The 23,316-nt window shown below is 73.4% G+C and carries 22 protein-coding genes; 11 read left to right on the top strand and 11 right to left on the bottom strand.

Features of this window, described 5'->3' with window-relative positions:
* Positions 1 to 149 precede the first annotated feature (149 nt).
* Both ACFY32_RS18380 and ACFY32_RS18375 read right to left on the bottom strand, forming a co-directional pair.
* On the bottom strand, positions 150 to 1,814 hold the full coding sequence (locus ACFY32_RS18380; RefSeq protein WP_390674707.1) for an FAD-binding oxidoreductase: 1,665 nt from the start codon (positions 1,812 to 1,814) through the stop codon (positions 150 to 152).
* Positions 1,815 to 2,129: 315 nt separating this feature from the next.
* The gene (locus tag ACFY32_RS18375) at positions 2,130 to 3,689 is read right to left on the bottom strand and encodes an IucA/IucC family protein (protein ID WP_359198549.1); all 1,560 of its coding nucleotides are present in this window, start codon (positions 3,687 to 3,689) and stop codon (positions 2,130 to 2,132) included.
* A 134-nt stretch (positions 3,690 to 3,823) separates the two neighbouring features.
* On the opposite strand from ACFY32_RS18375, the gene ACFY32_RS18370 reads away from it, so the two are divergent.
* The 3 genes from ACFY32_RS18370 to ACFY32_RS18360 are packed head-to-tail and all read left to right on the top strand — an operon-like array spanning position 3,824 to position 7,422.
* Entirely contained in the window at positions 3,824 to 5,329 is a 1,506-nt protein-coding gene (locus ACFY32_RS18370; RefSeq protein ID WP_390674706.1) for an IucA/IucC family protein, read from the top strand.
* Between the two features lie 48 nt (positions 5,330 to 5,377).
* A complete protein-coding gene (locus ACFY32_RS18365; RefSeq protein ID WP_390674705.1) occupies positions 5,378 to 6,646 on the top strand; it encodes a VWA domain-containing protein in 1,269 nt (422 codons plus the stop codon).
* Positions 6,646 to 7,422, top strand: coding sequence for a hypothetical protein (locus tag ACFY32_RS18360; protein ID WP_359198540.1), 777 nt, complete (start codon positions 6,646 to 6,648; stop codon positions 7,420 to 7,422). The genes ACFY32_RS18365 and ACFY32_RS18360 overlap by 1 nt, the downstream gene beginning before the upstream one ends.
* A gap of 43 nt (positions 7,423 to 7,465) precedes the next feature.
* Here the strand turns inward: ACFY32_RS18360 and ACFY32_RS18355 are convergent, their stop codons facing one another.
* Positions 7,466 to 8,092 (bottom strand): winged helix-turn-helix transcriptional regulator, encoded by a 627-nt coding sequence (locus tag ACFY32_RS18355; RefSeq protein WP_390674704.1) that lies wholly within the window; start codon positions 8,090 to 8,092, stop codon positions 7,466 to 7,468.
* 87 nt (positions 8,093 to 8,179) lie between these two features.
* Between ACFY32_RS18355 and ACFY32_RS18350 the strand changes: the two genes are divergently transcribed.
* From ACFY32_RS18350 to ACFY32_RS18325, 6 genes are all read left to right on the top strand, one after another.
* A complete protein-coding gene (locus ACFY32_RS18350; RefSeq protein ID WP_359198534.1) occupies positions 8,180 to 9,388 on the top strand; it encodes a pyridoxal phosphate-dependent aminotransferase in 1,209 nt (402 codons plus the stop codon).
* A 103-nt stretch (positions 9,389 to 9,491) separates the two neighbouring features.
* The gene (locus tag ACFY32_RS18345) at positions 9,492 to 11,750 is read left to right on the top strand and encodes a hypothetical protein (protein WP_390674703.1); all 2,259 of its coding nucleotides are present in this window, start codon (positions 9,492 to 9,494) and stop codon (positions 11,748 to 11,750) included.
* Positions 11,751 to 11,785: 35 nt separating this feature from the next.
* Positions 11,786 to 12,187: a DUF5955 family protein gene (locus tag ACFY32_RS18340; RefSeq protein ID WP_359198528.1), complete on the top strand. Its 402-nt coding sequence runs from the start codon at positions 11,786 to 11,788 to the stop codon at positions 12,185 to 12,187.
* A gap of 94 nt (positions 12,188 to 12,281) precedes the next feature.
* The gene (locus ACFY32_RS18335; RefSeq protein ID WP_390674702.1) at positions 12,282 to 12,881 is read left to right on the top strand and encodes a histidine phosphatase family protein; all 600 of its coding nucleotides are present in this window, start codon (positions 12,282 to 12,284) and stop codon (positions 12,879 to 12,881) included.
* Positions 12,882 to 12,920: 39 nt separating this feature from the next.
* Complete coding sequence (locus tag ACFY32_RS18330) at positions 12,921 to 13,544, top strand: hypothetical protein (RefSeq protein ID WP_359198522.1); 624 nt, start codon at positions 12,921 to 12,923, stop codon at positions 13,542 to 13,544.
* Positions 13,545 to 13,605: 61 nt separating this feature from the next.
* Positions 13,606 to 14,028, top strand: coding sequence for an acyl-CoA thioesterase (locus tag ACFY32_RS18325; RefSeq protein ID WP_359198519.1), 423 nt, complete (start codon positions 13,606 to 13,608; stop codon positions 14,026 to 14,028).
* Between the two features lie 63 nt (positions 14,029 to 14,091).
* Here ACFY32_RS18325 and ACFY32_RS18320 read toward each other — a convergent pair whose 3' ends face one another.
* From ACFY32_RS18320 to ACFY32_RS18285, 8 genes are all read right to left on the bottom strand, one after another.
* Positions 14,092 to 15,477, bottom strand: a complete 1,386-nt coding sequence (locus ACFY32_RS18320; protein WP_390674701.1) for a nucleobase:cation symporter-2 family protein — start codon at positions 15,475 to 15,477, stop codon at positions 14,092 to 14,094.
* 295 nt (positions 15,478 to 15,772) lie between these two features.
* Positions 15,773 to 17,161: an 8-oxoguanine deaminase gene (locus ACFY32_RS18315; protein WP_359198513.1), complete on the bottom strand. Its 1,389-nt coding sequence runs from the start codon at positions 17,159 to 17,161 to the stop codon at positions 15,773 to 15,775.
* Positions 17,162 to 17,202: 41 nt separating this feature from the next.
* Complete coding sequence (locus ACFY32_RS18310; protein WP_390674700.1) at positions 17,203 to 18,615, bottom strand: nucleobase:cation symporter-2 family protein; 1,413 nt, start codon at positions 18,613 to 18,615, stop codon at positions 17,203 to 17,205.
* 63 nt (positions 18,616 to 18,678) lie between these two features.
* Positions 18,679 to 19,602, bottom strand: coding sequence for a factor-independent urate hydroxylase (pucL, locus tag ACFY32_RS18305; protein WP_359198507.1), 924 nt, complete (start codon positions 19,600 to 19,602; stop codon positions 18,679 to 18,681).
* Positions 19,603 to 19,606: 4 nt separating this feature from the next.
* Positions 19,607 to 20,005, bottom strand: a complete 399-nt coding sequence (gene uraH, locus ACFY32_RS18300) for a hydroxyisourate hydrolase (RefSeq protein ID WP_390674699.1) — start codon at positions 20,003 to 20,005, stop codon at positions 19,607 to 19,609.
* Complete coding sequence (gene uraD / locus ACFY32_RS18295) at positions 20,002 to 20,520, bottom strand: 2-oxo-4-hydroxy-4-carboxy-5-ureidoimidazoline decarboxylase (RefSeq protein ID WP_359198501.1); 519 nt, start codon at positions 20,518 to 20,520, stop codon at positions 20,002 to 20,004. The genes uraH and uraD overlap by 4 nt, the downstream gene beginning before the upstream one ends.
* 151 nt (positions 20,521 to 20,671) lie before the next feature.
* Positions 20,672 to 21,040: a helix-turn-helix domain-containing protein gene (locus ACFY32_RS18290; protein WP_359198498.1), complete on the bottom strand. Its 369-nt coding sequence runs from the start codon at positions 21,038 to 21,040 to the stop codon at positions 20,672 to 20,674.
* Entirely contained in the window at positions 21,037 to 21,288 is a 252-nt protein-coding gene (locus ACFY32_RS18285) for a hypothetical protein (protein WP_359198495.1), read from the bottom strand. The genes ACFY32_RS18290 and ACFY32_RS18285 overlap by 4 nt, the downstream gene beginning before the upstream one ends.
* A 138-nt stretch (positions 21,289 to 21,426) precedes the next feature.
* On the opposite strand from ACFY32_RS18285, the gene ACFY32_RS18280 reads away from it, so the two are divergent.
* Together ACFY32_RS18280 and ACFY32_RS18275 are read left to right on the top strand one after the other, a co-directional pair.
* Positions 21,427 to 22,266: a TIM barrel protein gene (locus ACFY32_RS18280; protein ID WP_359198492.1), complete on the top strand. Its 840-nt coding sequence runs from the start codon at positions 21,427 to 21,429 to the stop codon at positions 22,264 to 22,266.
* Between the two features lie 43 nt (positions 22,267 to 22,309).
* Positions 22,310 to 23,200 (top strand): 2-hydroxy-3-oxopropionate reductase, encoded by an 891-nt coding sequence (locus ACFY32_RS18275; RefSeq protein ID WP_359198490.1) that lies wholly within the window; start codon positions 22,310 to 22,312, stop codon positions 23,198 to 23,200.
* Positions 23,201 to 23,316: the final 116 nt, after the last annotated feature.

Below are 23,316 nucleotides of genomic sequence, written 5' to 3'. Positions count from 1 at the left end.
GGCAGGGCGGGGCGCGGTGGCGCGGTCCTGCCGTGGAGTCGCGTGGGTACGGGTTCGGACCCGGGTCCGGTGGGCGCCGTCCGCCGCCGGTCGCGCGGCGGTGGGCGCCGGGGCGCGGGTGACGGCGGCGCCCCGTGCCCGGGGCGGGGTCAGGGCCGGACGGACTGGCGGTGGCGGAAGACGTCGTTGGGGTCCCAGCGGCGCTTGACCTGCCGCAGCCGCCGGTAGTTGTCCTTGTAGTAGAGGTGGTGCCAGGGGACGGCGGACCGGTTGAAGCGGGGGTCGCCGAGGTCGGCGTCGGGGTAGTTGACGTAGCAGCCGTCGGTGCGGTCGTCGGGCACCGGGACGCCGCCGGTGGCGGCGTAGACGTCCGCGTAGACCTCGCGCACCCAGCGGATGTTGGCGGCGTCGTCGGCCGGGTCGTCCCAGTACGCCTCGTAGGTGACCTTCATGATGGAGTCGCGCTGCGCGACCGCCGTGGCGCCGGGGGCCACCGAGGCGATCCGGCCGCCGGTGGAGGGGATGACGAGCCCGGCGATCCGGCTGTGCTGTCCGGCCGTGGTCAGGTGCTCGTGGATGGTGTCGATCTGGGCGCGAGTGAAGCCCTTGCGGTGGTACGCCGACTTGTGCTTGCCGCGCATGTTCGGGTCGGTCTGGGTGGGGCTGCCGGTCCCGACGTACCGGGTGGCGCGCAGCCAGGGCAGGCGCTGGACGGCGAAGTGGCGGGAGCGGGCGGGGGTGCCGACGCGGTCGGGCACGCGGACGCTGTCGGCCAGGCCCAGCGCGGTGTTCAGGCCGTCGCAGAAGTCCCGCAGCAGCCCGGGGGCGTCGGCGGCGGTGGCGTCCATCTGCGCCAGCAGGGTGATGTCGCCGGTGGCCCGGTGGTTGGGCATCAGCCAGGAGCACAGGCCGGCGTAGGGCGAGGCGGCGTCGCTGTGCTCCTCCAGCCAGGTGCCGTAGTGCTCCAGCAGGCCGGTGAAGCCGTCCTTGGTGATGTCGTCCCAGGGCCAGGCGGCGGAGGCGATGAACACCTCGGCGGGCGGTCGGGGCAGCAGGGCGCGCGGGTCGTCGCCGGTGGCGTCCGGCGAGCGGAACCAGTAGCGGGTGATGACGCCGAAGTTGCCGCCGCCGGCGCCGGTGTGCGCCCAGAACAGGTCGTGGTGCGGGTCGTCGGGGTCGCGGGTGGCGACCACGCCGCGGGCCCGCCCGTCCGCGCCGACCACGACCACTTCCACGGCGTGCAGGTGGTCCACGGTCAGGCCGTGGGCGCGGGAGAGCATTCCGTAGCCGCCGCCGCTGACGTGCCCGCCGACGCCGACGGAATAGCAGGCGCCGCCGGGAAGGGTGACGCCCCAGCCCTGGTAAAGGCATTCATAGACGTGCAGCAGAGTGGCGCCGCCTTCCACGGCGAATGCGGAGCGGTCGGTGTCGAAGGACACCCGGTCCATGAGCCGCATGTCGATGACGACCCGGGTGTCGGAATGGAAGACGAAATCCTCGAAGCAGTGCCCGCCGCCGCGGATGCTGATGCGCTTGCCCTCGTCGACCGCCCGCTGTACGGCGTCGACCACCTGCTCGGTGGTGCGGGGCAGCACCACGCGGTCGGGGTCGGCGACGAAGCGCTGGTTGAGCCCGGATATCAGGTCGCCGAACCGGCTGTCGGCGCGGGTGACGACGACGGCTTCCGGGCCGGCGGTCCCGGCCGGCCGGGCGGCGGCCGGGGCGGCGGAGGCGGGGCCGGCCGCGGTGACGGCCGCGCCGACGGCGGCACCCGATCCGGACAGCAGAAAGCGGCGGCGATTCAAGCCAGTCATGCGAGAACTCCCCCGAGCGGTGGACTTGCGTCCGCGACGTACGCATGGGATTCCGTGTCCGCCGTCCTGCCCGGCGGATTCGGAATCCGAAAGACGCGAGAAAAGTAGAACGCTCTGCCGGGGAAGACAAATACAGGTCGTCTTCTTCTTATGCGGTTGCCGCAATACCGCCGCCGTTCATTCGGGCGGCGCAACGATCGCGGTGCCGTTCCCGCATGTCGTGGCGGGTGCGGGGCGCGGGGCCGGGCGGGCGGGCCGCCTCCTATGCGCCGCCCGCATGAACGCGGGTGCCACCCGCAAGGGACGGGGGCACGTTCACCCGGGGCGGGTGTCCCGCCCGGCCAGGGGGTTGGGCAGCGGGAGGTAGCGGGCGGCGGCGCCGTCGGCGCCGGTCCAGCGCAGCAGCAGGTTGGTCTTGCCGGGCAGGGTGGGCGCGGTGAGCAGGGCGGCGGCCTCGGGCAGGCCGTGCCCGGCCAGGACGCGGCGGACGGCGGGCCAGGGATCGAGGCCGGGGTGGCGGTCGGCCAGGGTCGCGGCGATCTCGCTGAGGTGGTTGACGACCAGGCAGTACACCAGGCGTTCCCAGCCCGCCGCCCGGTCCGTGCCGGGGAGCAGCTTGACGCCCTCGGCGTCGCGGAAGAGGGCCTGCACGGGCATGCCGTCCGCGTCCACGGCGACGAGGGTGTTCTGCAGGTGTGCCTCCAGGACGACGCCGTGGTCGGCGAAGACGGTCAGCGCCGGGGGCACCACCCGCGCGAGGTACGCCTCCCACCAGGCGGCCGGGTCGGCGGCGGTGTCCAGGGGGCTGCCCGGGAAGCCCTCCGCGAGGGCGGCGGCGAGCAGCGGGGTGGCGCCGGGCAGCAGATGGTCGCGCAGCCCGTCGCGGACCAGGACGGCGAGTTCCTCGAAGGCGAAGCCCGCGGTGCGGTAGCCGCGGTCGGAGAGCCAGGCGGCCGGTCCGCCGAGCGCCGCGAAGGCGCCGCTGACGGCGGTGTCCGTGCGACGCAGCCCCAGCAGGTCGTGCTGCCAGAGCCGGCGGATGTCGTTGGTGATCCGCACGTCCAGGCTGAACTTCAGGAACAGGTCGCGCCCGGGGGCGTACAGGGTGCGGATCGCGGCCGTCGGCCGGACCGCGAAGGGTGTCTCGCCGAGCCGGATCAGGCGGCCGTCGGCGAAGGCGGGCGCGAGGTCGCGGGCGGCCAGGTCGAGCTGCCAGGGGTGGGCGGGCAGCAGCCGGTAGCCGGGCGGGGCCTCGCCGAGCGCGTCCAGGGCGCTGGTGTCGCCCTCCTCGACGACCGTGTCCGCGCGCACCCCGAGCAGCGTCAGCGGGAAACGGGCGTACGCCTCGGGGGCGTACGGCAGCCAGGCCGCGACCGGGCCGCCGCCGCGGGCCTTGGGCGCGGGGTGGTGGGGGTGGCCGGTGACCAGGGACTGCTCGGAGCGGACGTAGGGGTCGTCGGGGGGTGTGGCACGCGTGCGTGCGGTGAGCAGCGCGGCGAGGGCGTCCCGGCTGTCGATCATCTCGGCGGGCAGTTCGTGGTTGGGCAGGCCGGTGTGGCGGCGCAGTTCCTCGGCGACCAGCTTGACCAGTTCGGGGTGGCCGACGCGGTGCCAGGCGCCGGCCGCGCGGACCTCCGGTTCGGCGGGGCGGCGTCCGGCGCGCACGCGCAGCAGCCTGCCGCTGGGCAGTCGGTACCCGGGCCGCCCGGCGGGGGTGTCCGGCAGGGGCCGGGCCACCTCGCGCAGCAGGCAGTTGAGCAGGGGCGCCGCCGCGTGGGCGTCGGCGCGCGCCGCGACGTCGGCGGGCGGCGCGGCGTCGGCGGGCGGCGCGGCGTCGTCGTCGGCGGGCGGGGGCAGGACATCCACGCGTTCCACTCGTCCCTACGGTCCGTCAGGTCTCGGAGATGATCAGTGGACCAGTATGTCTGCGGTCGTCACTCCCCCGTGACGCCCTGCGGCCGTGCCGCGATGACGCCGTGACGTCCTATGCGTACCCGAGGAGCCCGCCCGTGCACCGTCCCCCCACCGCCGAGACCGAGGTCGCCGGCGAACTGGCCGCCGTGCGGCCCGGTCTGCTCCCCCGGTTCACGGCCGGACTGCCGGGCGCCCGCGCGGCCGTGCTGTCCCGGCTCTGGCGGGCGCTGGTCCACGAGCCGATGCCGTGGCGCGCGGACCGCGCGCCGGGACGGGACGGTACCGTCCTGCGGCTCCGGGACGGCCGGACGCTGTCCGGGCCGGACGCCGACCCGTACCGCACCGACGGGTACGTGACGTCCGTACGCCTCGACGGGGCGGTGTACGACGACCCGGCGCGGCTGACGGCGGACCTCGCGGTGCCGCACGGTGAGGCGCTGGCGGCCGAACTCGACCACAGTGTGGCGTCCTTGGCGTTGTCGAGGGCCGGGCGGGAGATTCACCCGGACGAGTGGCCCCGGGAGGGGTGGGAGTGGGAGCAGCGGGTGGTGGACGGGCATCCGTTCCACCCGAACTGCCGCTCCCGGCCCGGGTTCTCGGTGGCCGAGCAGTTGGCGTACGGGCCCGAGCACGGGCCGGTGGTGGCGCTCGGGCTGCTCCCGGTGGCGGCCGGGGAGTGCCTGGTGAGCGGGGAGTGGCCGGCCGGGCTGCGGGACGGGGGGCGACTGCTGGTGCCGGTGCATCCGTGGCAGGCCGCGCATGTGCTGAAGAAGGCGGGCGGCGGGCATCTGGACGCGCGTCCGCTGATGTCGCTGCGCACCCTGGCGGTGCCCGGCGGGCCGCACGTCAAGACCGCGCTGAGTGCCCGGCTGACCTCCTCGGTGCGGGACATCTCGGTGGCGTCGGTGGCCGCGTCGGCGGCCCTGTCGGCGTTCGGCGAGCGGCTCGCGGCGCGCGGCGACGGCCTGCTGCACATCACCCGCACGCTGGGCGCGGCCACCGCCCACTCCCCCGACCTGGCCGCCGTCCTGCGGGAGCCGCCGGAGGTGTACGCGGGGCCCGGGGAGCGGGTGGTGCCGGTGGCGGCGCTGGCGACCACCTCGCTGCCCGCGTCGCCCGCCTGGCTGGCCCGGTTCGCGCGGCTCGCCCTGCGGGTCGGGCTGCGGGCGCTGGAACTGGGCGCGGCGCTGGAGGCGCACGGCCAGAACCTCCTGGTCGTGCTGGACCCGGCGGGCGAGCCGCTGCGCCTGGTCTACCGGGACCTGGCCGATCTGCGGGTCAGCCCCGCCCGGCTGGCCCGGCACGGCATCGCGGTCCCCGACCTGCCCGCCCGGATGGTCACGGACGACGCCGAGGTGCTGCGCCGCAAGCTGTTCGGGTCCCTGGTGGCCGGGGCGCTCGCGGGGACGGCCGGTGACGCGGCGGCGCTGCGGGCGGCGCTGGCGGCGGCCGTGCGGGAACTGCCGCGCACGCCCGATCTGGTGGCGCTGTGCGAGCGGCCGCTGCCCGCGAAGGCGCTGACGCTGATGCGGCTGACGCCGGGGCGGTCCGGCGACCTCTGGGCGGAGCTGCCCAATCCGCTGCGTCCCCGGTCCGGTTGAGGACGTCCCGTTTTGGAGTCCGGCGGCCCCGGTCCATAAGATCCGCCGATGATCACAAGTAAACGCTTCGCGGCGGGCGTGGGTGCCCTGCTCGCCGCGCTGGCGGCCCAACTGGCCCTGCCGGCCGGGGCCTCCGCCGGCGAACCCACGGGCGAGGACGCGCCGAAGGTCAACCTCGTGCTGGACGTCAGCGGTTCCATGCGGACCCGGGACATCGACGGCGGGTCCCGGATGGCGGCGGCGAAGCGCGCGTTCAACGAGGTGCTCGACGCCACTCCCGAAGAGGTCCGGCTGGGCATCCGCACGCTCGGGGCCGACTACCCGGGCGACGACCAGAAGCGGGGCTGCCAGGACACCGCGCGGCTCTACCCGGTGGGGCCGCTGGACCGCACCGAGGCCAAGGCGGCCGTCGCGACGCTCGCGCCCACCGGCTGGACCCCGATCGGGCCCGCCCTGCTGAAGGCGGCCGACGACCTCGACGGCGGCGCCGGCTCCAAGCGGATCGTGCTGATCAGCGACGGCGAGGACACCTGCGCCCCGCTCGACCCGTGCGAGGTGGCCCGCGAGATCGCCGCCAAGGGCATCGGGCTGACCATCGACACCCTCGGCCTGGTCCCCAACGCCAAGATGCGGCAGCAGTTGAGCTGCATCGCCGAGGCGACCGGCGGGACGTACACCTCGGTCGAGCACGCCGACGAACTCACCGACCGGGTCAACCAGTTGGTGGACCGGGCCGCCGCGCCGGTGGTGACGCCGGTGGCCGCCGAGGGCGCGGACACCTGCGCGAAGGCACCGGCGCTGAAGTCCGGGCTGTTCACCGACCGCGAGGAGTTCGGGCAGCAGCGCTGGTACCGGGTGGAGGTGCCGCCGGGCCGGGAGCTGCGCGCGTCGGTGAGCGTGTCGGCGGACCGCGCGGTGGCGCCCTCCTACGGGGTGCTGCTGCGGGCGGTGACCGCGCACGGCCGGGAGATCGTGCGCGGCGAGGCGGCGGGCGACGGCCGCACCGACGTGGTCTCCACGGGCCTGCGCTACCCCAAGGCGGAGGCCGGTGACGAGGACGGGGAGCGCGCCGAGACGGTGTGCCTCCAGGTGACGCACTCCTTCGCGGCGGGCGCCGGTGTGAAGGCCGCGCCGGGGCTGCCGCTGGAGCTGACGGTGGACGTGGTGGACGGCCCGTCGGACGCGGACGACGTGGCCTCGTTCGGGCTCGGGCGGGGCTGGTGGCTGCTCGGCGTGCTGGTCCTGGCGGGCTTCCTCGCCGGACTGGTGTGGGGCTGGGTGTCCCGCTGGCGGGTCGCGGTCTGGAGGACCAACTGATGCGTATCGCACGAGTGCTGGGCGCCGCGGCGCTGCTGCTGGGCCTGGCCGCCGCCCCGGCGGCGGCCGACTCTTCGCCGTCGCCGTCGGCGGACGGCGGGGCGCCCACGGAGGCGGGCACGTCGTTCCGCACGGCGACCGAGATCGAGCAGGGGCAGCGGGCCACCGCGAGCGGCTCGGCGGGCGACTACCTGTACTGGTCGTTCCCCGCCGACACCGGGCAGCGGCCGACGGTGCGGGCGACCGTGAAGCTGCCGGACACGCACGCCGCCCAGACCTGGCAGGTGGACGTGTACGACGGGCTGCGCCGCCGCCAGGCGTGCCAGTACGGGGCGCAGACCCGCACCGCCGCGCCGGGCACGTCCTCGGTGGAGCTGGCCTGCGTGCTGCGCACGGTCCGGGCCTGGTCCGAGCCGTGGGCGGACGACCCGCTGCCGGGCACGTACTACGTCCGGCTGACGGTGACCGGCGTCCCCACCTCCGACCTGGGGCTGCCGGTCGACGCCGAGGTGCGGGTGGACTCGAAGGACATGGGCGGCGCGGCGGCGGTGGACGGTTCGCTGGCGGAGCCGCTGGTGCCGGGCGTGGCCGTGAAGTCCGACGACGAGGCCGCGCTGTTCGACCTCGACCCCGACGACGGCTGGTCCTCGGGATGGTGGTCCGACCGCTGGGTGTGGACGGCCGTCGGCGGCGTGCTGGCCGCGCTGGCGGGCGTGGGCGGGTACGCCCTGACCCGGGGGTCGGGACGGCCCCGGCACGTACCGCCGGGAGTGTGACCCGCGGGGGCCCGCCGCGAACGGGCCCCCGTCACCTTCGTGTTCACCCTTCCCGCAGCGCCTTCGCCAGGGTGCCCTCCCCGCTCACCTCGGCCCGTCCGGTGCGGACCGCCTCGGCCAGGCTCAGTTCGCCCCGGCCGACCGCCGCGCAGGTCGCGGCGTCCAGGACGAGCCGGGCGTCGGGTGCGGCGGGGGCCGGGCCCTCGCCGTACACCGGGCCCTCCTCGGCACCGGCGTACAGGTGGAACTCGCCCTCGTCCAGGCGTACTTCGACCAGCCCCTCGCCCGGGAGCCCGCGCAGCAGGGGCAGCGCGAACCAGTGGGCGCGCACCGCGTCGGTAGGCCGGCGCTCCCCCAGCTCGTCCGCGCCCCACGCGCCGAGCGCCTGGAGCACGGGCAGCAACGCGCGTCCCCGCGCGGTGAGTTCGTAGACGAAGACCGCGCCGGGCGGGGGCAGCCTGCGCCGGGTCGTCAGGCCCTCGCGCTCCATGTCCTTCAGCCGGGAGGCGAGGACGTCCGTACTGACACCCGGCAGGTCCGCGTGCAGGTCGGTGTAGCGCCGCGGTCCGGCCAGCAGCTCCCGGACGATCAGCAGGGTCCAGCGGTCGCCGACCGCGTCGAGCGCGCGGGCGGCGGAACAGTACTGGTCGTAGCTTCGGCGAGGTGACATGCGACGCAGTGTAGACAACGTGTTGGACTTTCCAAGCGCGTACTTGGTAAAACCAAGCAACACCAGTCACCGGAGGGGATGCGGCGCATGGAGTTCCGTCAGTCCAACAAGCTCAGCGAGGTCTGCTACGAGATCCGCGGCCCGGTGATCGAGCACGCCAACGCGCTGGAGGAGGCGGGCCACAGCGTGCTCCGCCTGAACACCGGCAACCCGGCCGCGTTCGGCTTCGAGGCGCCGGAGGAGATCCTCCAGGACATGATCCGGATGCTGCCCCGGGCGCACGGCTACACCGACTCGCGGGGCGTCCTCTCCGCCCGCCGCGCGGTCGCCCAGCGCTACCAGACCCTCGGCCTGGAGGTCGACGTCGACGACGTCTTCCTCGGCAACGGCGTCTCCGAACTGGTCTCCATGGCCGTACAGGCCCTCCTGGAGGACGGCGACGAGGTCCTGATCCCCGCCCCCGACTTCCCCCTCTGGACGGCGGTGACCACCCTCGCGGGCGGCAAGGCGGTGCACTACCTCTGCGACGAGCGGGCCGAGTGGTACCCCGACCTCGCCGACATGGAGGCGAAGATCACCGACCGCACCAAGGCGGTCGTCCTCATCAACCCCAACAACCCCACCGGCGCGGTCTACCCCAAGGAGATCGTCGAGGGAATCTGCGACCTCGCCCGCCGCCACGGCCTGATGGTCCTCGCCGACGAGATCTACGACCAGATCCTGTACGACGACGCCGTGCACCACTCGGCCGCCGCGCTCGCGCCCGACCTGGTCGTCCTCACCTTCTGCGGGCTGTCCAAGACCTACCGGGTGGCCGGGTTCCGCTCCGGCTGGCTGGTCGTCACCGGGCCCAAGCAGCACGCCAGGGACTACCTGGAGGGCCTGACCATGCTGGCCTCCATGCGGCTGTGCGCCAACGCGCCCGCCCAGTACGCCATCCAGGCCGCGCTCGGCGGCCGGCAGTCCATCCACGAGCTGACCGCGCCCGGCGGACGGCTGCGCGAGCAGCGCGACGTGGCGTGGGAGAGGCTGAACGAGATCCCTGGCGTGTCCTGCGTCAAGCCCAAGGGCGCGCTGTACGCCTTCCCCCGGATCGACCCCCGGGTGCACCGTATTCACGACGACGAGAGATTCGTCCTGGACCTGCTGCTCCAGGAGAAGATCCAGGTCGTCCAGGGCACCGGCTTCAACTGGCCCGCCCCCGACCACTTCCGCATCCTGACCCTGCCCCACGCGGACGACCTGGAGGCGGCGATCGGGCGGATCGGCCGGTTCCTCAGCGGGTACCGGCAGTAGGCGCCCGCCGGGCCATCCGGTGTCCGCCGTTCCGGGGCGCACGGCGGGGGCGATGCCATAGAGTGCGGCCACCGGTCCGGGGGGAACGGGGAGGGGGCACGCAGTGGGCTTGCGCACACGCCTCGCACTGCCGGTCGTGCTCATCGTGCTCGCGGGCAGCCCTCCGGCTCAGGAACCGCTCTCGGACTTCTACGCGCAGAGGTTCTACGGCGAGGGGTTCGCGAACGAGCCGCTGCGCTGGCTGCTGCTGGCCGCCTTCACCCCCGGATGGGACATCGACCCCGAACGGTACGGCGGCGCGTCCGCCCTGGTCGCGGTCGACCTCGGCGTGCTGGTGCTGCTCGCGGGCCTCGTCCTGCTCGGCCGGTGGCTGTCGGCCCGCCGGCGACCCGGGTGGCCCGGCTGTCTGGCGGTGGGCGTGTCCGCCACCCTGGTCGCGAACTTCGCGGGGCTGGGCCTGTACACGGGCCTCGTCGACGAGGTCCGTCTGGCGCCGGCCGGCACGCTGGTGACGAACGCGCTGCGCGGCGCCCTGATCTTCGGTCTCGCGGCCGGCTCGCTGCTGGCGTGCACGCTGGCCGGGTGGTCGGGGGAGAGCACCGGAGCGCGGCCCGGAGCACGCCGCGCGGAAGGGGGAGCGACCATGACGACCGCACCGATCCACCTGCCGGTCGGCAGCGCGCCGGGGGACGCCACCCGGTACCTGTGCGCCGGGGCCTACCTGGACGAACGCTTCGCCGACCGGGTCCTGGAGGAGGTGCTGGCCGACGAGACCAGCGCCGTCGCCGCCTCCCCCGGCGTCGACCCGGCGGCGGTGGTACGGCACTGCCTGACCGCCCAGGAGCTGCGGTACCGGCGCGATCTGCGCCTGGCCGGGGCCTTCGGCGCGGTGGTGCTGCTCGCGCCGGTGTGGCTCGTCGTCGTCCTGCTGGTCCTGGCCCTTCCCCGGCAGGCGGCCGAGGGCCGGCCGAGCCCGACGACCCGGGGACGGCCCCAGCCCGCGGCCGCGGTCCTGGCGGGCGCCGCCGTCTCGGCCGGCGTGGCCGCGCTCATCGCCCTCGGCCTGGGTGTCGCCGCCGCCGCCCTGCCGGTGGACGGCTTCCCGGCCTGGCTGCTGGGCACCTATCTGGCAGGCGTACCGGCCGTGCTCGTCTCGGTGGGCGCCGCCGCGTTCGCGTACGCCACGGTCCTCGGCCACGACCTCGACGTCGACGAGCTGCTGCGCACCACCCTGACCCGTGAGACGTTCACCGCGCCGGCCGGCCCCGTGGCGGGCCGGCCGCAGTGGGTCGGCGACCGGCTGGCCGCCATCGAGGAGGCACGCGAGGGCAACGTCACCGTCTACAGCGGATACAGCCCGTTCGTCGGCTACGCGGCGACCGATTCCCAGTGGTCCCTGGCGGTGCCGCTGCTGCCCGCCGAGAACGCCGCCGGGCTGCGGGCGCGCCCCGCCGCTCCGCGGCCCTTCACACCGGCCGAACTCGTCGGCGAGATCCGCGAACGCCTGCACGCGGTCGCCGCGCGGCAGCCCGGCACCGGGACCCCCGCGGAGGCGCTCGGTTCCCTCACCGTGGAGGACCGGGTCTTCGTGAGCGGCACCGCCCTCGGCGACGACGAACGGTTCTTCGGCACCGCCGTGTCCCCGGCCGCCCGGCTGCCGGCCGAAGCGGTCGAGGAGATCATGCTCCGCCCGACCGGCACCCGCCGCCACTTCCTGGCCGTCCACGTGCCCCTGTGGGGCGGTGACGTGGTGCCGAGCACCTTCCTGCACTTCGCGGTCGTGGGCCGCACGCTCCACCTGCACACCGACAACCACGTGCTCGGCCCGGTGCGCTCCGACTTCCACGTCGTGGACCTCCTCGGCGGTGCCCTCTCCCCCGCCGCGAAACGGGGGCTGCTGGTGAACGCCCTGCGCCGCACCGGCGCGGCGCTCGTCTCCGCGCCCTTCCGCGCGCTGCGCCACGCCCGCTTCGAGACCCGCCACGACAGACGGATGGCGGACGAACTGACCGCCATGCGGGAGAACCCGGTGTACGACTTCGGCGCCCGGGTCGGCGTCCGGGAGCTGGCGGTGAGCCCCGACTACCACAACTACTTCCAGGTCGTCGACGCCCGGCGGATCACCGCCCTGGTCGAACGCCACACCCTCGCCGCCGTCCGCGAGTTCCTCGACCGGCACGGCTACGACACCACCGACTTCCGCGCCCAGCAGCAGACCATCCTCAACCAGGGCCTGATCCAGCAGGGCGGCACCAGCATCGTCGGCAACCAGGCGATCGGCACCGGTGCGCGCGCCACCCAGCAGGTCCCCCGGCAGGCCGGCCCGGCCGCTTCCGGCGCCGCCGCCGTCCCCGACGAGTAGGCCGATGAGCCGCGCGCGAGCAGGAGGTTCATGTCATGCGTGACGACCGAGGCCGTCAGGAGCCTGCCGTCAACAACGGACTGGTCATCAGCGGAGGCACCCATTACGTGGGCAACCAGGCGGTGGGGCAGGGCGCCCAGGCGTTCGCCGGCTCGGTCTCCTTCTCGCCCCAGGACGCCGAGCAGGCCGCCAGGACGGCCCGGCTCCTGGACCAGGTGGAGAGCTTGCTCCAAGAGCACCGGGAGGCGCTCGCCGACCCGGAGGCGACCAGCAGGGAACTGCGGCGGCTGCGGGAGGAACTCGACGAGGAGGAACCGCAGCCCACGGTCCTGCGCCGGGCCCTGGACCGGCTCACCGCGTTCGTCCAGCCGGTGGGCCCGCTGGTGACCGCGGTGGGACAGCTCGCGCAGTCCGTGCAGGGCCTCCCCATGCCCTGAGCGGGGCCCGCCGGGCGGCCGTCCGGACCAGTACGCCGGGCGGGGTCCCGGCACGCTGTGGCACCGTGCCGGAAGACGAGCGAAAGGCAGGCAGGTGGGTGATCTCTTCCTGGTCCGGCACGGCGAGACGGAGTGGTCGCGGTCCGGGCGGCACACCGGCTCCACCGACGTCCCGCTGACCGACCAGGGCCGGGAGCAGGCGCGGCGGCTGGTGCCGCTGATCCGCTCGCACCGCGTCGGGGCCGCGTTCGTCAGCCCGCTGCAACGCGCCCGCGAGACGGCCGAGCTGATCGGGCTCCAAGGCGTACGGATCGACACCGACCTGCGGGAGTGGGACTACGGCGGCTACGAGGGCGTCACCACCGTCGAGATCCAGCGGACCCGGCCGGACTGGTTCCTGTTCACCGACGGGGTCGCGCCCGGACCGCCGGAGCACCCCGGGGAGACACCGGAGCAGGTCGGGGAGCGGGCCGACCGGGTGCTGGCCAAGGCGGACGCCGCGCTGGCCGACACCGAGGGGTGCGTGGTGCTGGTGGCGCACGGGCACTTCCTGCGGGTGCTCACCGCGCGGCGCCTGGGGCTGGCGCCGTCCGCCGGGGCGCTGTTCCAGTTGGCCACCGGGACGCTGTGCCGCCTGGGCACGGAGCACGGGCGGCCGGTGATCGCCGCCTGGAATGTCAGACCCCCGGCGTAGCCTGCGCAGCAGATCTCCGGACCGGGAAGGGGGGCCGCCATGGCACGTCCGCCGACCGCCGCGCAGCGGCGGGTCGTCGACGCCGCCGATCCCGTCACGGGGCGGCTGAAGGGCACGGGGGCGCAGCTCGCGGCACTGGTGGAGCGGGGGCTCGCCTTCCGGCACCCGCGGCCGCCGCACGACCACTTCCTGACCCCGGCGGGGCAGCGGATTCGACAGGCCCCCGCGGCCGAAGTGCCGGCTCCGGCACGGGAGACGGGCGGCGTCTTCGCCGCGCGGGCCGGGGGCGGGGAGGAGCCCGCGGACAGCGGGCCGGCGCGGCTCAGGGAGGTGCGGGGCGCCTGGGACGGGCTGCTGGAACTGCGCCGGATGACCAATCCGGACGGCTCCACGGAGAGACCCTGCGCCTGGGAGCGCTCGCATCTGGTGCGGGCCGCCGCGCTCGCCCTGGAGGCGGCCGGGCACCGCCCGGCGGACGCCGAGGGCGACGGCTACCGGGTCCGGGCGACCCCGCAGCCCGAGGCCGTCGCGGTGTACGCGCCGGACGCCGGGGCGCTGCGGGCGGCGGCGGCCACTCTTGAGGGGGCGGGGTGGCAGGCCGGTGAGTACACCGAGCCGCGGACCAGGGTCCGTTATCTGCTGGCCTCCCCGCGCAAGGTGTGACGGACATGCCAAGATCGGGGGCATCGCCCCCGGGGGACGTCCACGACGAGAGGCAGCAGTGGTGAGCGAACCGTTTTCCGTTCCGGTGACCGTCCGCGGGTACGAGACGGACGTACAGGGACACCTCAACCAGGCCGTGTACCTCAACTACGCGGAGCACGCCCGCTGGGCGCTGCTGCACGCGGCCGGGATCAGCCAGTCCGCCCTCGTCGGCAAGGGCGTCGGCCCGGTCGCCCTGGAGACCACCATCCGCTTCCGGCGCGAGCTGTTCGCCGGCGACGAGGTGGAGGTGAGCTGCGCCTTCGAGTGGCGCGGCGGCAAGACGTTCCGCATCCGGCAGACCGTGCGCAAGACCGACGGCACGGTGGCCGCCGAGGTCGAGGCGCTCGGCGGGCTGATGGACCTCAAGGCCCGCAGACTGGTCGCGGACCCGAGGGAGTACTTCAGGGCGCTGGCCTCCGACCCGGCGCTGTTCGGCCTGTAGCGGCGCGGGCCGGACGCCGTGGGCCGGCGTCCCCCCGAGGGGGCGCCGGCCGGTGCGTCTGCGTCAGGGGGCCGCGGTCGCCCGGGTGGCGCCGGTGATCTCCTCCCCCGCCTCCATCGGATGGGTCACGTCCTGGGCCTCGCGGCCCTTGCCGAGGTGGTTGAAGACCAGGTTGAGCAGGACGGCGGCGACACAGCCGGTGGAGATCCCCGAGTCCAGGATGATCTTCGCGGTCTCCGGGAACGCGTGGTAGAACTCCGGCGCGGTGATCGGCACGATGCCGACCGCGAGGGAGACCGCCACGATCAGCACGTTGTTGTCCTTCTCCAGGCCGGCCCGGACCAGGGTCTGGATGCCGCTGGCCGCGACCGAGCCGAACAGCACGACGCCCGCGCCGCCGAGCACCGGGCGCGGTACGACGGCGATGAGCGAGGCGGCGATGGGGCACAGGCCCATCAGGACCAGGAAGCCGCCGCCGGCCGCGACGACGAACCTGCTGCGGATCTTCGTCATCGCCACCAGCCCGATGTTCTGGGCGAAGGCGCTGCACATGAAGCCGTTGAACAGGGGGCTGAGGGCGGAGCCGAGGGTGTCGGCGCGCAGTCCGGCCGCGATCGTCTTCTCGTCGGCGGGACGCCCGACGATCTCGCCGAGGGCGAGCATGTCCGCGGTGGACTCGGTCATGGACACCACCATGACCACGCACATCGACACGATCGCCGCGATCTGGAACTGCGGCGCCCCGAAGTGGAACGGCGTCGGGAAGCCGACCAGGTCCGCGTCGGCGACCGGCCCGAAGTCGGTGACGCCGAACGGGATCGCGATGAGCGTGCCGACGACCAGGCCCAGCAGGACGGCGATCTGCTTGACGAAGCCCCGGGTGAAGCGGCGCAGCAGCAGCACGACGGCCAGGGTGAGGGCGGCCAGGCCCAGGTTGGTCGGGGAGCCGTAGTCGCCGGCCCGGGTGTCGGGGCCCTGGGCCCAGCCGAAGGCGACGGGCAGCAGGGATATGCCGATCAGGGTGATGACGGTGCCGGTGACGACCGGCGGGAAGAAGCGGACCGCCTTGCAGAAGACCGGCGCGGCGAGGAAGCCGAGGAGGCCGGCGACGATGACCGCGCCGAAGATCAGCGGCAGCGCGTCGGACTTGTCGTCGGTGGCGGCGACGACCGCCGTCATGGGGGCGACACCGGCGAAGGTGACACCGTTGACGAAGGGCAGCCTGGCGCCGATCTTCCAGACGCCGAGGGTCTGGAGCAGGGTGGCGAGACCGGCGGTGAACAGACAGGCGCCGGTCAGGAAGGTCAGTTCGGTGCCGGAGAGGCCGACGGCCGCACCGACGATCAGGGGTGGGGCGACGACCCCCGCGTACATGGCCGCCACGTGCTGGAGACCGGTGGTCGCCATCTTCACGGGGGGCAGTTTCTCGTCAACTGGGTGGTCGGCCACGGCGGGTCGCCTCCGGTCGGTTGCACGTCGACTCTGACGTGGGTGTCATGGAGGTGGTACAGGGGGTCGTGCGGGACCAGGGACGGGTGCGCGGGTGCGGAACCGTCCCGGGGCGCGCGTCCCCGCGCGCCCCGGTGCCGGCCGCCGGGTCCCCTGGTGGGGGTCCTCGGCTGCCGGCCGGGAGCCGTCCCTCCCGGCCGGAGATCAAGTGCCGTACGTGACTTACGGTGCCGGGTCGTCCGGCGCGCACGGGGTACGGCTGCCCGTCGTGCACGGGGTCGGGTCGTCCGCCGTACTAGGGGGTGCGGTCGCCCGCCGCGATCCGGGCGAGGCGGCGGGCCTCGTCGCGGGTGGCACGGGCGATGGCGTCCTCGTCGGCGGTGAGCAGGCGGCCGTCGGCCACGATCTGGCGGCCGTCGACGAAGGAGGCGGTGACGGGGGCGGCGGCGCCGAGGACCAGGGCGGTCACCGGGTCGGTGATGGAGGCGTGGGCGAGGGTGTCCATCCGCCAGAGCACCAGGTCGGCGAGCTTGCCCGGCTCCAGGGAGCCGATCTGCGCCGCCCGGCCGAGGACCTGGGCGCCGCCGTAGGTGCCCAGGCGCAGCGCCTGCCGGGCGGTGAGCGCGGCCTCGCGGTGGCCGCCGAGGCGGTTGATCAGCAGGGCGTTGCGCAGTTCGGTGTGGAGTTCGCCGGACTCGTTGGAGGCGGTGCCGTCGACGCCGAGGCCGACCGGGACACCGGCGGCGAGCAGGTCCGGGACCCGGGCTATGCCGGCCGCGAGGCGGGCGTTGGAGGAGGGGCAGTGGGCCACGCCGGTCCGGGTCCGGGCGAAGGCGGCGATGTCGGCGTCGTTCATGTGGACGCAGTGGGCCATCCACACGTCCTCGCCGAGCCAGCCGGTGGACTCGAAGTAGTCGGTCGGGCCCATGCCGAACAGCTCGTGGCAGAACTTCTCCTCCTCCACCGTCTCCGAGCCGTGGGTGTGCAGCCGCACCCCGAGCCGGCGGGCCAGCTCGGCGCCCCGGCGCAGCAGTTCGGTGGAGACGGAGAACGGGGAGCAGGGCGCGACGGCGACCTGGGTCATCGCGTCGGAGGCCGGGTCGTGGTGGCGCCGGACGGTCTCCTCGGTGGCGGCGAGGGCGTCGTCCAGGCTCTCCACCGCGAAGTCCGGCGGCAGTCCCCCGTCGGACTCGCCGCGGTCCATGGAGCCGCGGGCGAGGGTGAAGCGGACGCCCATGTCCCGGGCGGCGCCGATGATCGCGCCGGACAGGTCGCCGGTGCCGCGCGGGAAGACGTAGTGGTGGTCCATGGCGGTGGTGACGCCGCCGCGGGCCATCATGGCCAACGAGCCGTTCGCGGCCGCCCGGACCATCTCCTCGTCGATGCGCGCCCAGGTCGGGTAGAGCGCGACCAGCCAGTCGAACAGGTTGTGATCGGTGGCCAGTCCCCGGGTGATCCACTGGTAGAAGTGGTGGTGGGTGTTGACCAGTCCGGGGGTCACGAGATGACCGGAGGCGTCGATACGGCGGACGACGTTCTCCAGGCCCTCGGGGGCCGTGCCCGCGCCGACCGACTCGATGCGGTTGCCGGCGACGACGACGTATCCCGTGGCGTACTCGGTGTCCCGGGCGTCGACGGTCGCCACCGCGCCGTTCTCGATCACCATGCGCTGGACTGCTGCCATGATGCGTCCTTTTCTCATCGTGGGCAGGGCACGGCAGGACCCTAGGAGGATTTGAGTGCCGGAGCCGTGGAGCCGCTCCGGGTGCCGAGATGATGGAAGAACAGGTTGAGCGCGACCGCCACGATCGCGCCGGCGCTGATGCCGGAGCCGAGCACGGTCTGCGCCCAGGCCGGGAAGTCGGCGTAGAAGGTCGGCGCGGCCAGCGGGATGATCCCGGCGCCCAGGGCGACGGCCACCAGGATGATGTTGGAGCTGTCGTCCAGTCCGGCCTCGGACAGGGTGCGGATGCCGCTGACGGCGATCGACCCGAAGAGCACGATGCCCGCGCCGCCCAGGACCGGCATCGGCACCAGGGAGACGACCGCGCCCAGGACCGGGAAGGCGCCGAGGACCAGCAGGGTGGCGCCGGCCGCGGCGACGACGTACCGGCTGCGCACCCGGGTCAGGGAGACGACGCCCACGTTCTGCGCGAAGGCGGAGGTGGGGAAGCCGCCGAAGACGGGGCCGACCAGGGTGGCGATGCCGTCGGTGCGCAGGCCCCGGGTGATGACCTCGGCGTCCGCGCGGCGGTCGCAGATCTCGCCGAGGGCGAGCATGCCGGCGCTGGACTCGGTCATCAGCACCAGCATCACGATGCAGAGCGACAGGATCGCGGCGGGCTGGAAGACCGGGGCGCCGAAGGCGAACGGCGTGGGCAGCGCGGCGACTGGCGCGGCGCCGATGGCCGAGAAGTCGGCCATGCCGAACGGAATCGCGGCCAGGGTGCCGATCAACAGGCCGGCCAGCAGCGCTACTTGCTTGAGGAAGCCCCGGCCGAAGCGCTGCATCAGCAGGATCACGGCGAGGGTGAACGCGGCGAGCGCGAGGTTGGACATGGAGCCGAAGTCGGCCGCGGTCTCGTCGCCGCCCTGGGCCCAGCCCACCGGCACCGGCATCAGGGTGACCCCGATGAGGGTGATCACCACGCCGGTGACCAGGGGCGGGAAGAAGCGGAGCAGTCGCCCGAAGAACGGGCCGATGGCCAGGCAGAAGACCCCGGCGACCATCACCGCGCCGTAGATGGCGGGGAGTTGGTCCGCCTTGTCGTTGGTCTCGGCGATCGCCAGGATCGGGGCGATGCCGGCCGAGGAGGCCGCGTTGACGAACGGCAGTCGGTTGCCGACGAACCTGCCTGCCCCGAGGGTCTGTACCAGGGTCGCGACACCGGCGATGAGCAGCGACGCGGCGATCAGCCGGGTGCGGGCCGCGAGGTCGAGACCGCAGGCCTGGCCGATGATGAGCGGAGGAGTGACGACGCCCGCGTACATGGCGGCGATGTGCTGGAGCGCGGCGGGGACGAGCCGCGAGGGGTGGAGCTTCTCGTCCACCGGGTGCACGGACGTGACGGCGTCCTCGATGTGCTCCGGCGGGGTGGAACAGGGGGCTTTCGCCGGCCCCTTTGCAGGCTGTGCCATGGTGTTCCCTCCGGTGTGGCGGGCCCCGGTCCCGGTGCCGGGACCGGGGACCCGCGTCCCGCGTCAGAGGTTGGTCATGTCGACCGGGATTCGGGCCTCGCAGCCGTCGCGCAGTACGGTGGCCTCGATCAGGCCGTACGGGCGGTCGGCGGCGAAGTACACCTCGTTGTCGTTCTTGAGGCCGAACGGCTCCAGGTCGACGAGGAAGTGGTGCTTGTTCGGCAGCGAGAAGCGGACCTCGTCGATCTCGCCGCGGTTGTTGATGATGCGCGAGCCCATCTGGTACAGCGTCTGCTGCAGCGAGAGCGAGTACGTCTCGGCGAAGGCCTGGAGCATGTGCTTCTTCACCTGCTCGTAGGACTTCTCCCAGTTGGGCGCCTTCTGCTCGTCGTCGGTCCAGTTGAACCGCCAGCGGGCGGCGACCTGGGTGGCCAGGATGCGGTCGTACGCCTCCTGGAGGGTCGTGTACTTGTCCTTGACGTAGCCCCAGAACTCGGAGTTGGTCGAGTTCATCACCACCAGGTCCTTCAGACCGGAGATCACCTCCCACTTCTCACCGTCGTAGGTGATCTGGGTGAGGCGGGTCTCCTGGCCCTTGCGGACGAAGGAGTGCTTGACCTCGTCGGCGCCGATGAACCGCGAGTTGGCGTCCGAGGTCTCGATCCGCTCCCAGGCGTACTCCTCGATCCGGATTCGGGCGCGGTGGATCGGCTGCTGCGAGGTGACGAAGTGCCGGGCGAGGTGGATGCCGAACTGCTCGGCGGACTCGATGCCGTACTCCTTGGCGAACGCGAACACCGTGTTCTTGGTGGTGTCGGTCGGCAGGACGTTGGCGTTGGAGCCGGAGTAGTGGACCTCCTCCATGTCGCCGGACAGGGCGACGGAGACGTTGAGGTCCTTGATGTGATGGGTGGCGCCGTCCCGCGTGATCTTGACGACTCGGTTCTCGGCCTTGCCGTACTGGTTCTGTCCCAGGATCGTGGGCATTTAGCTAGCTCCCTCGGTAAACGGAGTAGCCGAACGGGTTGAGCAGCAGCGGTACGTGGTAGTGCTCGCCGGGCTTGACGGCGAAGGTGATGGCCACCTCGGGGAAGAACGCACCGCTGTCCCGATTCGCGGGGGCGTCCTGCTGCGTATCGGCTTGCTGATTCGCGGTTGTGATGAAGTACGGCTCCACCGCGAAGTCGAGCCGTACATGGGTCGTGCCCTCCGGCAGTGCCGGGAAATCCTTGCAGCGCCCGTCGGCGTCGGTCGCCGAGCCGCCGAGGTCCCGCCAGTCCCCCTCGTGCCCGGCGCGGGCGGCGAGGCGGACGGCGATGCCCTCGGCGGGGCGGCCGGCGCTGGTGTCCAGTACGTGCGTGGACACGGAGGCGGTGGTGCTGGTGCTCATGGTCGGGCGTCCTCTTCGACGAGTCGGGCCAGCCGGATGCGGTTGATCCTGCCCAGTTCGGTGCGGACGGTCTCCCGCTCCTGCTCGGGCGAGTTGCCGATCCGCTCCTTCACGGCGTCCCGCATCTGCTCGGCGCTCCGGCCGGTGGCGCAGATGAGGAACACATGGCCGAACTTCTCCTGGTAGGCGAGGTTCAGTTCGAGCATCTCCGCCTTGAGCTGCTCGGAGGCGCCGGCCATGCCGCTCTGCTCCCGGGCGGACGTGGGGTCGCCGGGCTTGGGGCGGCCGATCGGCGGGTGCCCGGCCATCGCCTCCGCGAGGTCCGCCGCCGTCAGCTCGGCCATGGCGGCGTCGCTCGCGGCGTACAGGTCCTCGACGGTGGCGCAGGGGCGGGCGGCGAGCAGCCGGCGTACCCACGCCGTGGAGGCACACGCCTCGTGGAGCGCGGCGAACGCCGCGGTTTCCTCGAGGGTGTTGAAACGGGCCAGGCCCGGCGGCGGGGAAGTGGACGTCACGGGAGAGCCTCCGTGGCCTTGTGCTGAACTGGCGTGCCGATAGCTAACGCGCTCCGAAACACAGCGTCAACAGTTTGTTGAAAATTCGCGGTAAACAAAGCCTCCGTCCGGTTGCCGGACGGCGGCCTGTGCTACGGGACGAAAGCACAGGTCAGACGCCCTTCTCCCGGTTGAGGTAGTTGTAGACGGTGAAGCGGCTGACGCCGAGGGCGCTCGCGACGGTCTCCACGCCGTGGCGCACGGAGAAGGCGCCGCGCGCCTCCAGCATCCGGACCACCTCCTGCTTGGCCTTGCGGTCCAGATCGGCCAGGGGCCTGCCCTGCCGGCGCTCCAGGGCGGCCAGGATGTGGTCGAGGGAGTCGGCGAGCTGCGGCAGCCGTACGGCGACGGCCTCGGCACCCGCCCAGGAGAGCACCACGTCGTCCTGGCCCGCCTCGTCGGGCGGGACCAGCTCGCCGCCGATGGCGTCGACCAGGGGCTTGACGGCGGCGATGAACGACTCGGCCGAGCCGCCGGTCACCGCTCGTCCGCCCCGAGGACGTTGACCTGGAGGGAGATCCGGGTGGCGCCCGCGTCCAGGGCCCGGCGCAGCAGGGCGTCCAGGGCGGTGAGCACCGTGTCCGCGCCGCCCTCCGCGGTGTTGCCGAAGGGGCCGACGTCCACCTCGTCCAGCCCCGCCGCCTCGATGACCTCGCGGGCGACCAGCGCGTGGGCGGGCGCCTCGTCGAGGTCGAAGGGCTCGGTCGTGAACTCCACTCTCAATCGCACGCGCTCAACCTAACGCGCGGCGCCGGATTGTGCCGACCCCTCTTGACAACCCCGGACACCCGACGGCAATCTTCCATTACGCAGAAATGAACTTCCGTAATACGGAATCACGACCACGGAAGGGAGCGCGGGACCCCCATGGGATTCGCAGACCAGCGCTTCAACGTCAACCTGTCGATCCTCTTCACGGAACTCCCGCTCCTGGAGCGCCCCGCGGCCGCCGCCGCGGCCGGCTTCACCGCGGTCGAGCTGTGGTGGCCGTGGATCGACTCCCCCACCCCCGAGCAGTCCGAACTGGACGCCCTGAAGCGGGCGATCGAGGACGCGGGCGTCCGGCTCACGGGCCTGAACTTCTACGCCGGGCGGCTCCCCGGCCCCGACCGCGGCGCCCTGTCGGTCCCCGGCGCGGAGTCGGACCGGTTCCGCGCCAACATCGACGTGGCCGCCGGCTTCGCCCAGTCGCTCGGGTGCACGGCGCTCAACGCGCTGTACGGCAACCGCGTCGAGGGCGTGGACCCGGCCGAGCAGGACGCGCTCGCGCTGGAGAACCTGGTCCTCGCGGCCCGCGCGGCCGACCGGATCGGCGCCGTCCTGCTGATCGAGGCGCTCAACGAGCCCGAGTCGCCGCGGTATCCGCTGGTGTCGGCGCCGGCCGCGGTCGGCGTCGTCGACAAGGTCAACGAGGCCACCGGCCTGGGCAACGCCAAGTTCCTGATGGACCTGTACCACCTGTCGATGAACGGCGAGGACCTGCCGGAGGTGATCGAGCGGTACGCGGCGAAGACCGGCCACGTGCAGATCGCCGACAACCCCGGCCGCGGCGCCCCGGGCACCGGCTCGCTGCCGCTGGAGGAGCTGCTCGGCCTGCTGGCGAAGGCGGGTTACGAGGGCTGGGTCGGGCTGGAGTACAAGCCCGGCGACCGCCCCAGCGCCGAGTCCTTCGGCTGGCTGCCCCCCGGGGCACGCGCCGCCCGCTGACCACCGTCCCCGTCATTCGAGTCGTTCGAGAGGCACCCTCACCATGAGCACTCTTCCCAAGGTCGCCTGGATCGGTCTCGGCATCATGGGCTCCCCCATGTCCGAGAACCTGATCAAGGCGGGTTACCAGGTCACCGGTTACACGCTGGAGCAGGAGAAGCTGGACCGGCTGGCCGCCGCCGGCGGCACCGCGGCCGGTTCGATCGCCGAGGCCGTCCGGGACGCCGACGTGATCGTCACGATGGTGCCCGCCTCCCCGCAGGTCGAGGCCATCGCCTACGGCCCCGACGGCATCCTGGAGAACGCGCGCTCCGGCGCGCTGCTGATCGACATGTCCTCGATCACCCCGCAGACCTCCGTCGACCTGGCGAAGGCCGGCCAGGACAAGGGCGTGCGGGTGCTCGACGCCCCGGTGTCCGGCGGCGAGGCCGGCGCCATCGAGGCCGTGCTGTCCATCATGGTCGGCGGCGAGCAGGCCGACTTCGAGGAGGCCAGGCCGCTGCTGGAGGCGCTGGGCAGGACCATCGTGCTGTGCGGTCCGCACGGCTCGGGCCAGACCGTGAAGGCCGCCAACCAGCTCATCGTCGCCGTGAACATCCAGGCGTGCGCCGAGGCCGTGGTCTTCCTGGAGAAGTCGGGCGTCGACCTCAAGGCGGCGCTGGACGTCCTCAACGGCGGGCTGGCCGGCTCCACCGTGCTGACGCGGAAGAAGGACAACTTCCTGGACCGCGACTTCCGGCCGGGCTTCCGCATCGACCTGCACCACAAGGACATGGGCATCGTCACCGACGCCGCCCGCAACGTGGGTGCGGCCCTGCCGGTCGGCGCGGTGGTCGCCCAGTTGGTGGCGTCCCTGCGCGCCCAGGGCGACGGCGGCCTGGACCACTCCGCCCTGCTGCGGGCCGTGGAGCGCCTCTCCGGCGCCCAGGTCTGACGCACCCGGACCTCCGGGCGGCGCCGCCGCCGACATCTGTCCTGTCGCGCCCAGGCGGTGGCGCCGCCCGGAACCTTTATCAACAAACTGTTGACGTTCTAACACCTCAAACTTAG

The sequence above is a fragment of the Streptomyces sp. NPDC000134 genome, assembly GCF_042899225.1.
Lineage (GTDB): Bacteria > Actinomycetota > Actinomycetes > Streptomycetales > Streptomycetaceae > Streptomyces.
Note: the sequence above shows the minus strand (reverse complement) of the source record. Positions and strands in the feature narration are given on the sequence as shown.

What these genes read in the sequence shown, in the direction of transcription:
- ACFY32_RS18380 (WP_390674707.1), bottom strand. Translation starts at nt 1,814, where the DNA reads ATGACTGGCTTGAATCGCCGCCGCTTTCTGCTGTCCGGATCGGGTGCC.
- ACFY32_RS18365 (WP_390674705.1), top strand. Translation starts at nt 5,378, where the DNA reads ATGATCACAAGTAAACGCTTCGCGGCGGGCGTGGGTGCCCTGCTCGCC.
- ACFY32_RS18360 (WP_359198540.1), top strand. Translation starts at nt 6,646, where the DNA reads ATGCGTATCGCACGAGTGCTGGGCGCCGCGGCGCTGCTGCTGGGCCTG.
- ACFY32_RS18355 (WP_390674704.1), bottom strand. Translation starts at nt 8,092, where the DNA reads ATGTCACCTCGCCGAAGCTACGACCAGTACTGTTCCGCCGCCCGCGCG.
- ACFY32_RS18350 (WP_359198534.1), top strand. Translation starts at nt 8,180, where the DNA reads ATGGAGTTCCGTCAGTCCAACAAGCTCAGCGAGGTCTGCTACGAGATC.
- ACFY32_RS18340 (WP_359198528.1), top strand. Translation starts at nt 11,786, where the DNA reads ATGCGTGACGACCGAGGCCGTCAGGAGCCTGCCGTCAACAACGGACTG.
- ACFY32_RS18330 (WP_359198522.1), top strand. Translation starts at nt 12,921, where the DNA reads ATGGCACGTCCGCCGACCGCCGCGCAGCGGCGGGTCGTCGACGCCGCC.
- ACFY32_RS18315 (WP_359198513.1), bottom strand. Translation starts at nt 17,161, where the DNA reads ATGGCAGCAGTCCAGCGCATGGTGATCGAGAACGGCGCGGTGGCGACC.
- ACFY32_RS18310 (WP_390674700.1), bottom strand. Translation starts at nt 18,615, where the DNA reads ATGGCACAGCCTGCAAAGGGGCCGGCGAAAGCCCCCTGTTCCACCCCG.
- pucL (WP_359198507.1), bottom strand. Translation starts at nt 19,602, where the DNA reads ATGCCCACGATCCTGGGACAGAACCAGTACGGCAAGGCCGAGAACCGA.
- uraH (WP_390674699.1), bottom strand. Translation starts at nt 20,005, where the DNA reads ATGAGCACCAGCACCACCGCCTCCGTGTCCACGCACGTACTGGACACC.
- ACFY32_RS18280 (WP_359198492.1), top strand. Translation starts at nt 21,427, where the DNA reads ATGGGATTCGCAGACCAGCGCTTCAACGTCAACCTGTCGATCCTCTTC.
- ACFY32_RS18275 (WP_359198490.1), top strand. Translation starts at nt 22,310, where the DNA reads ATGAGCACTCTTCCCAAGGTCGCCTGGATCGGTCTCGGCATCATGGGC.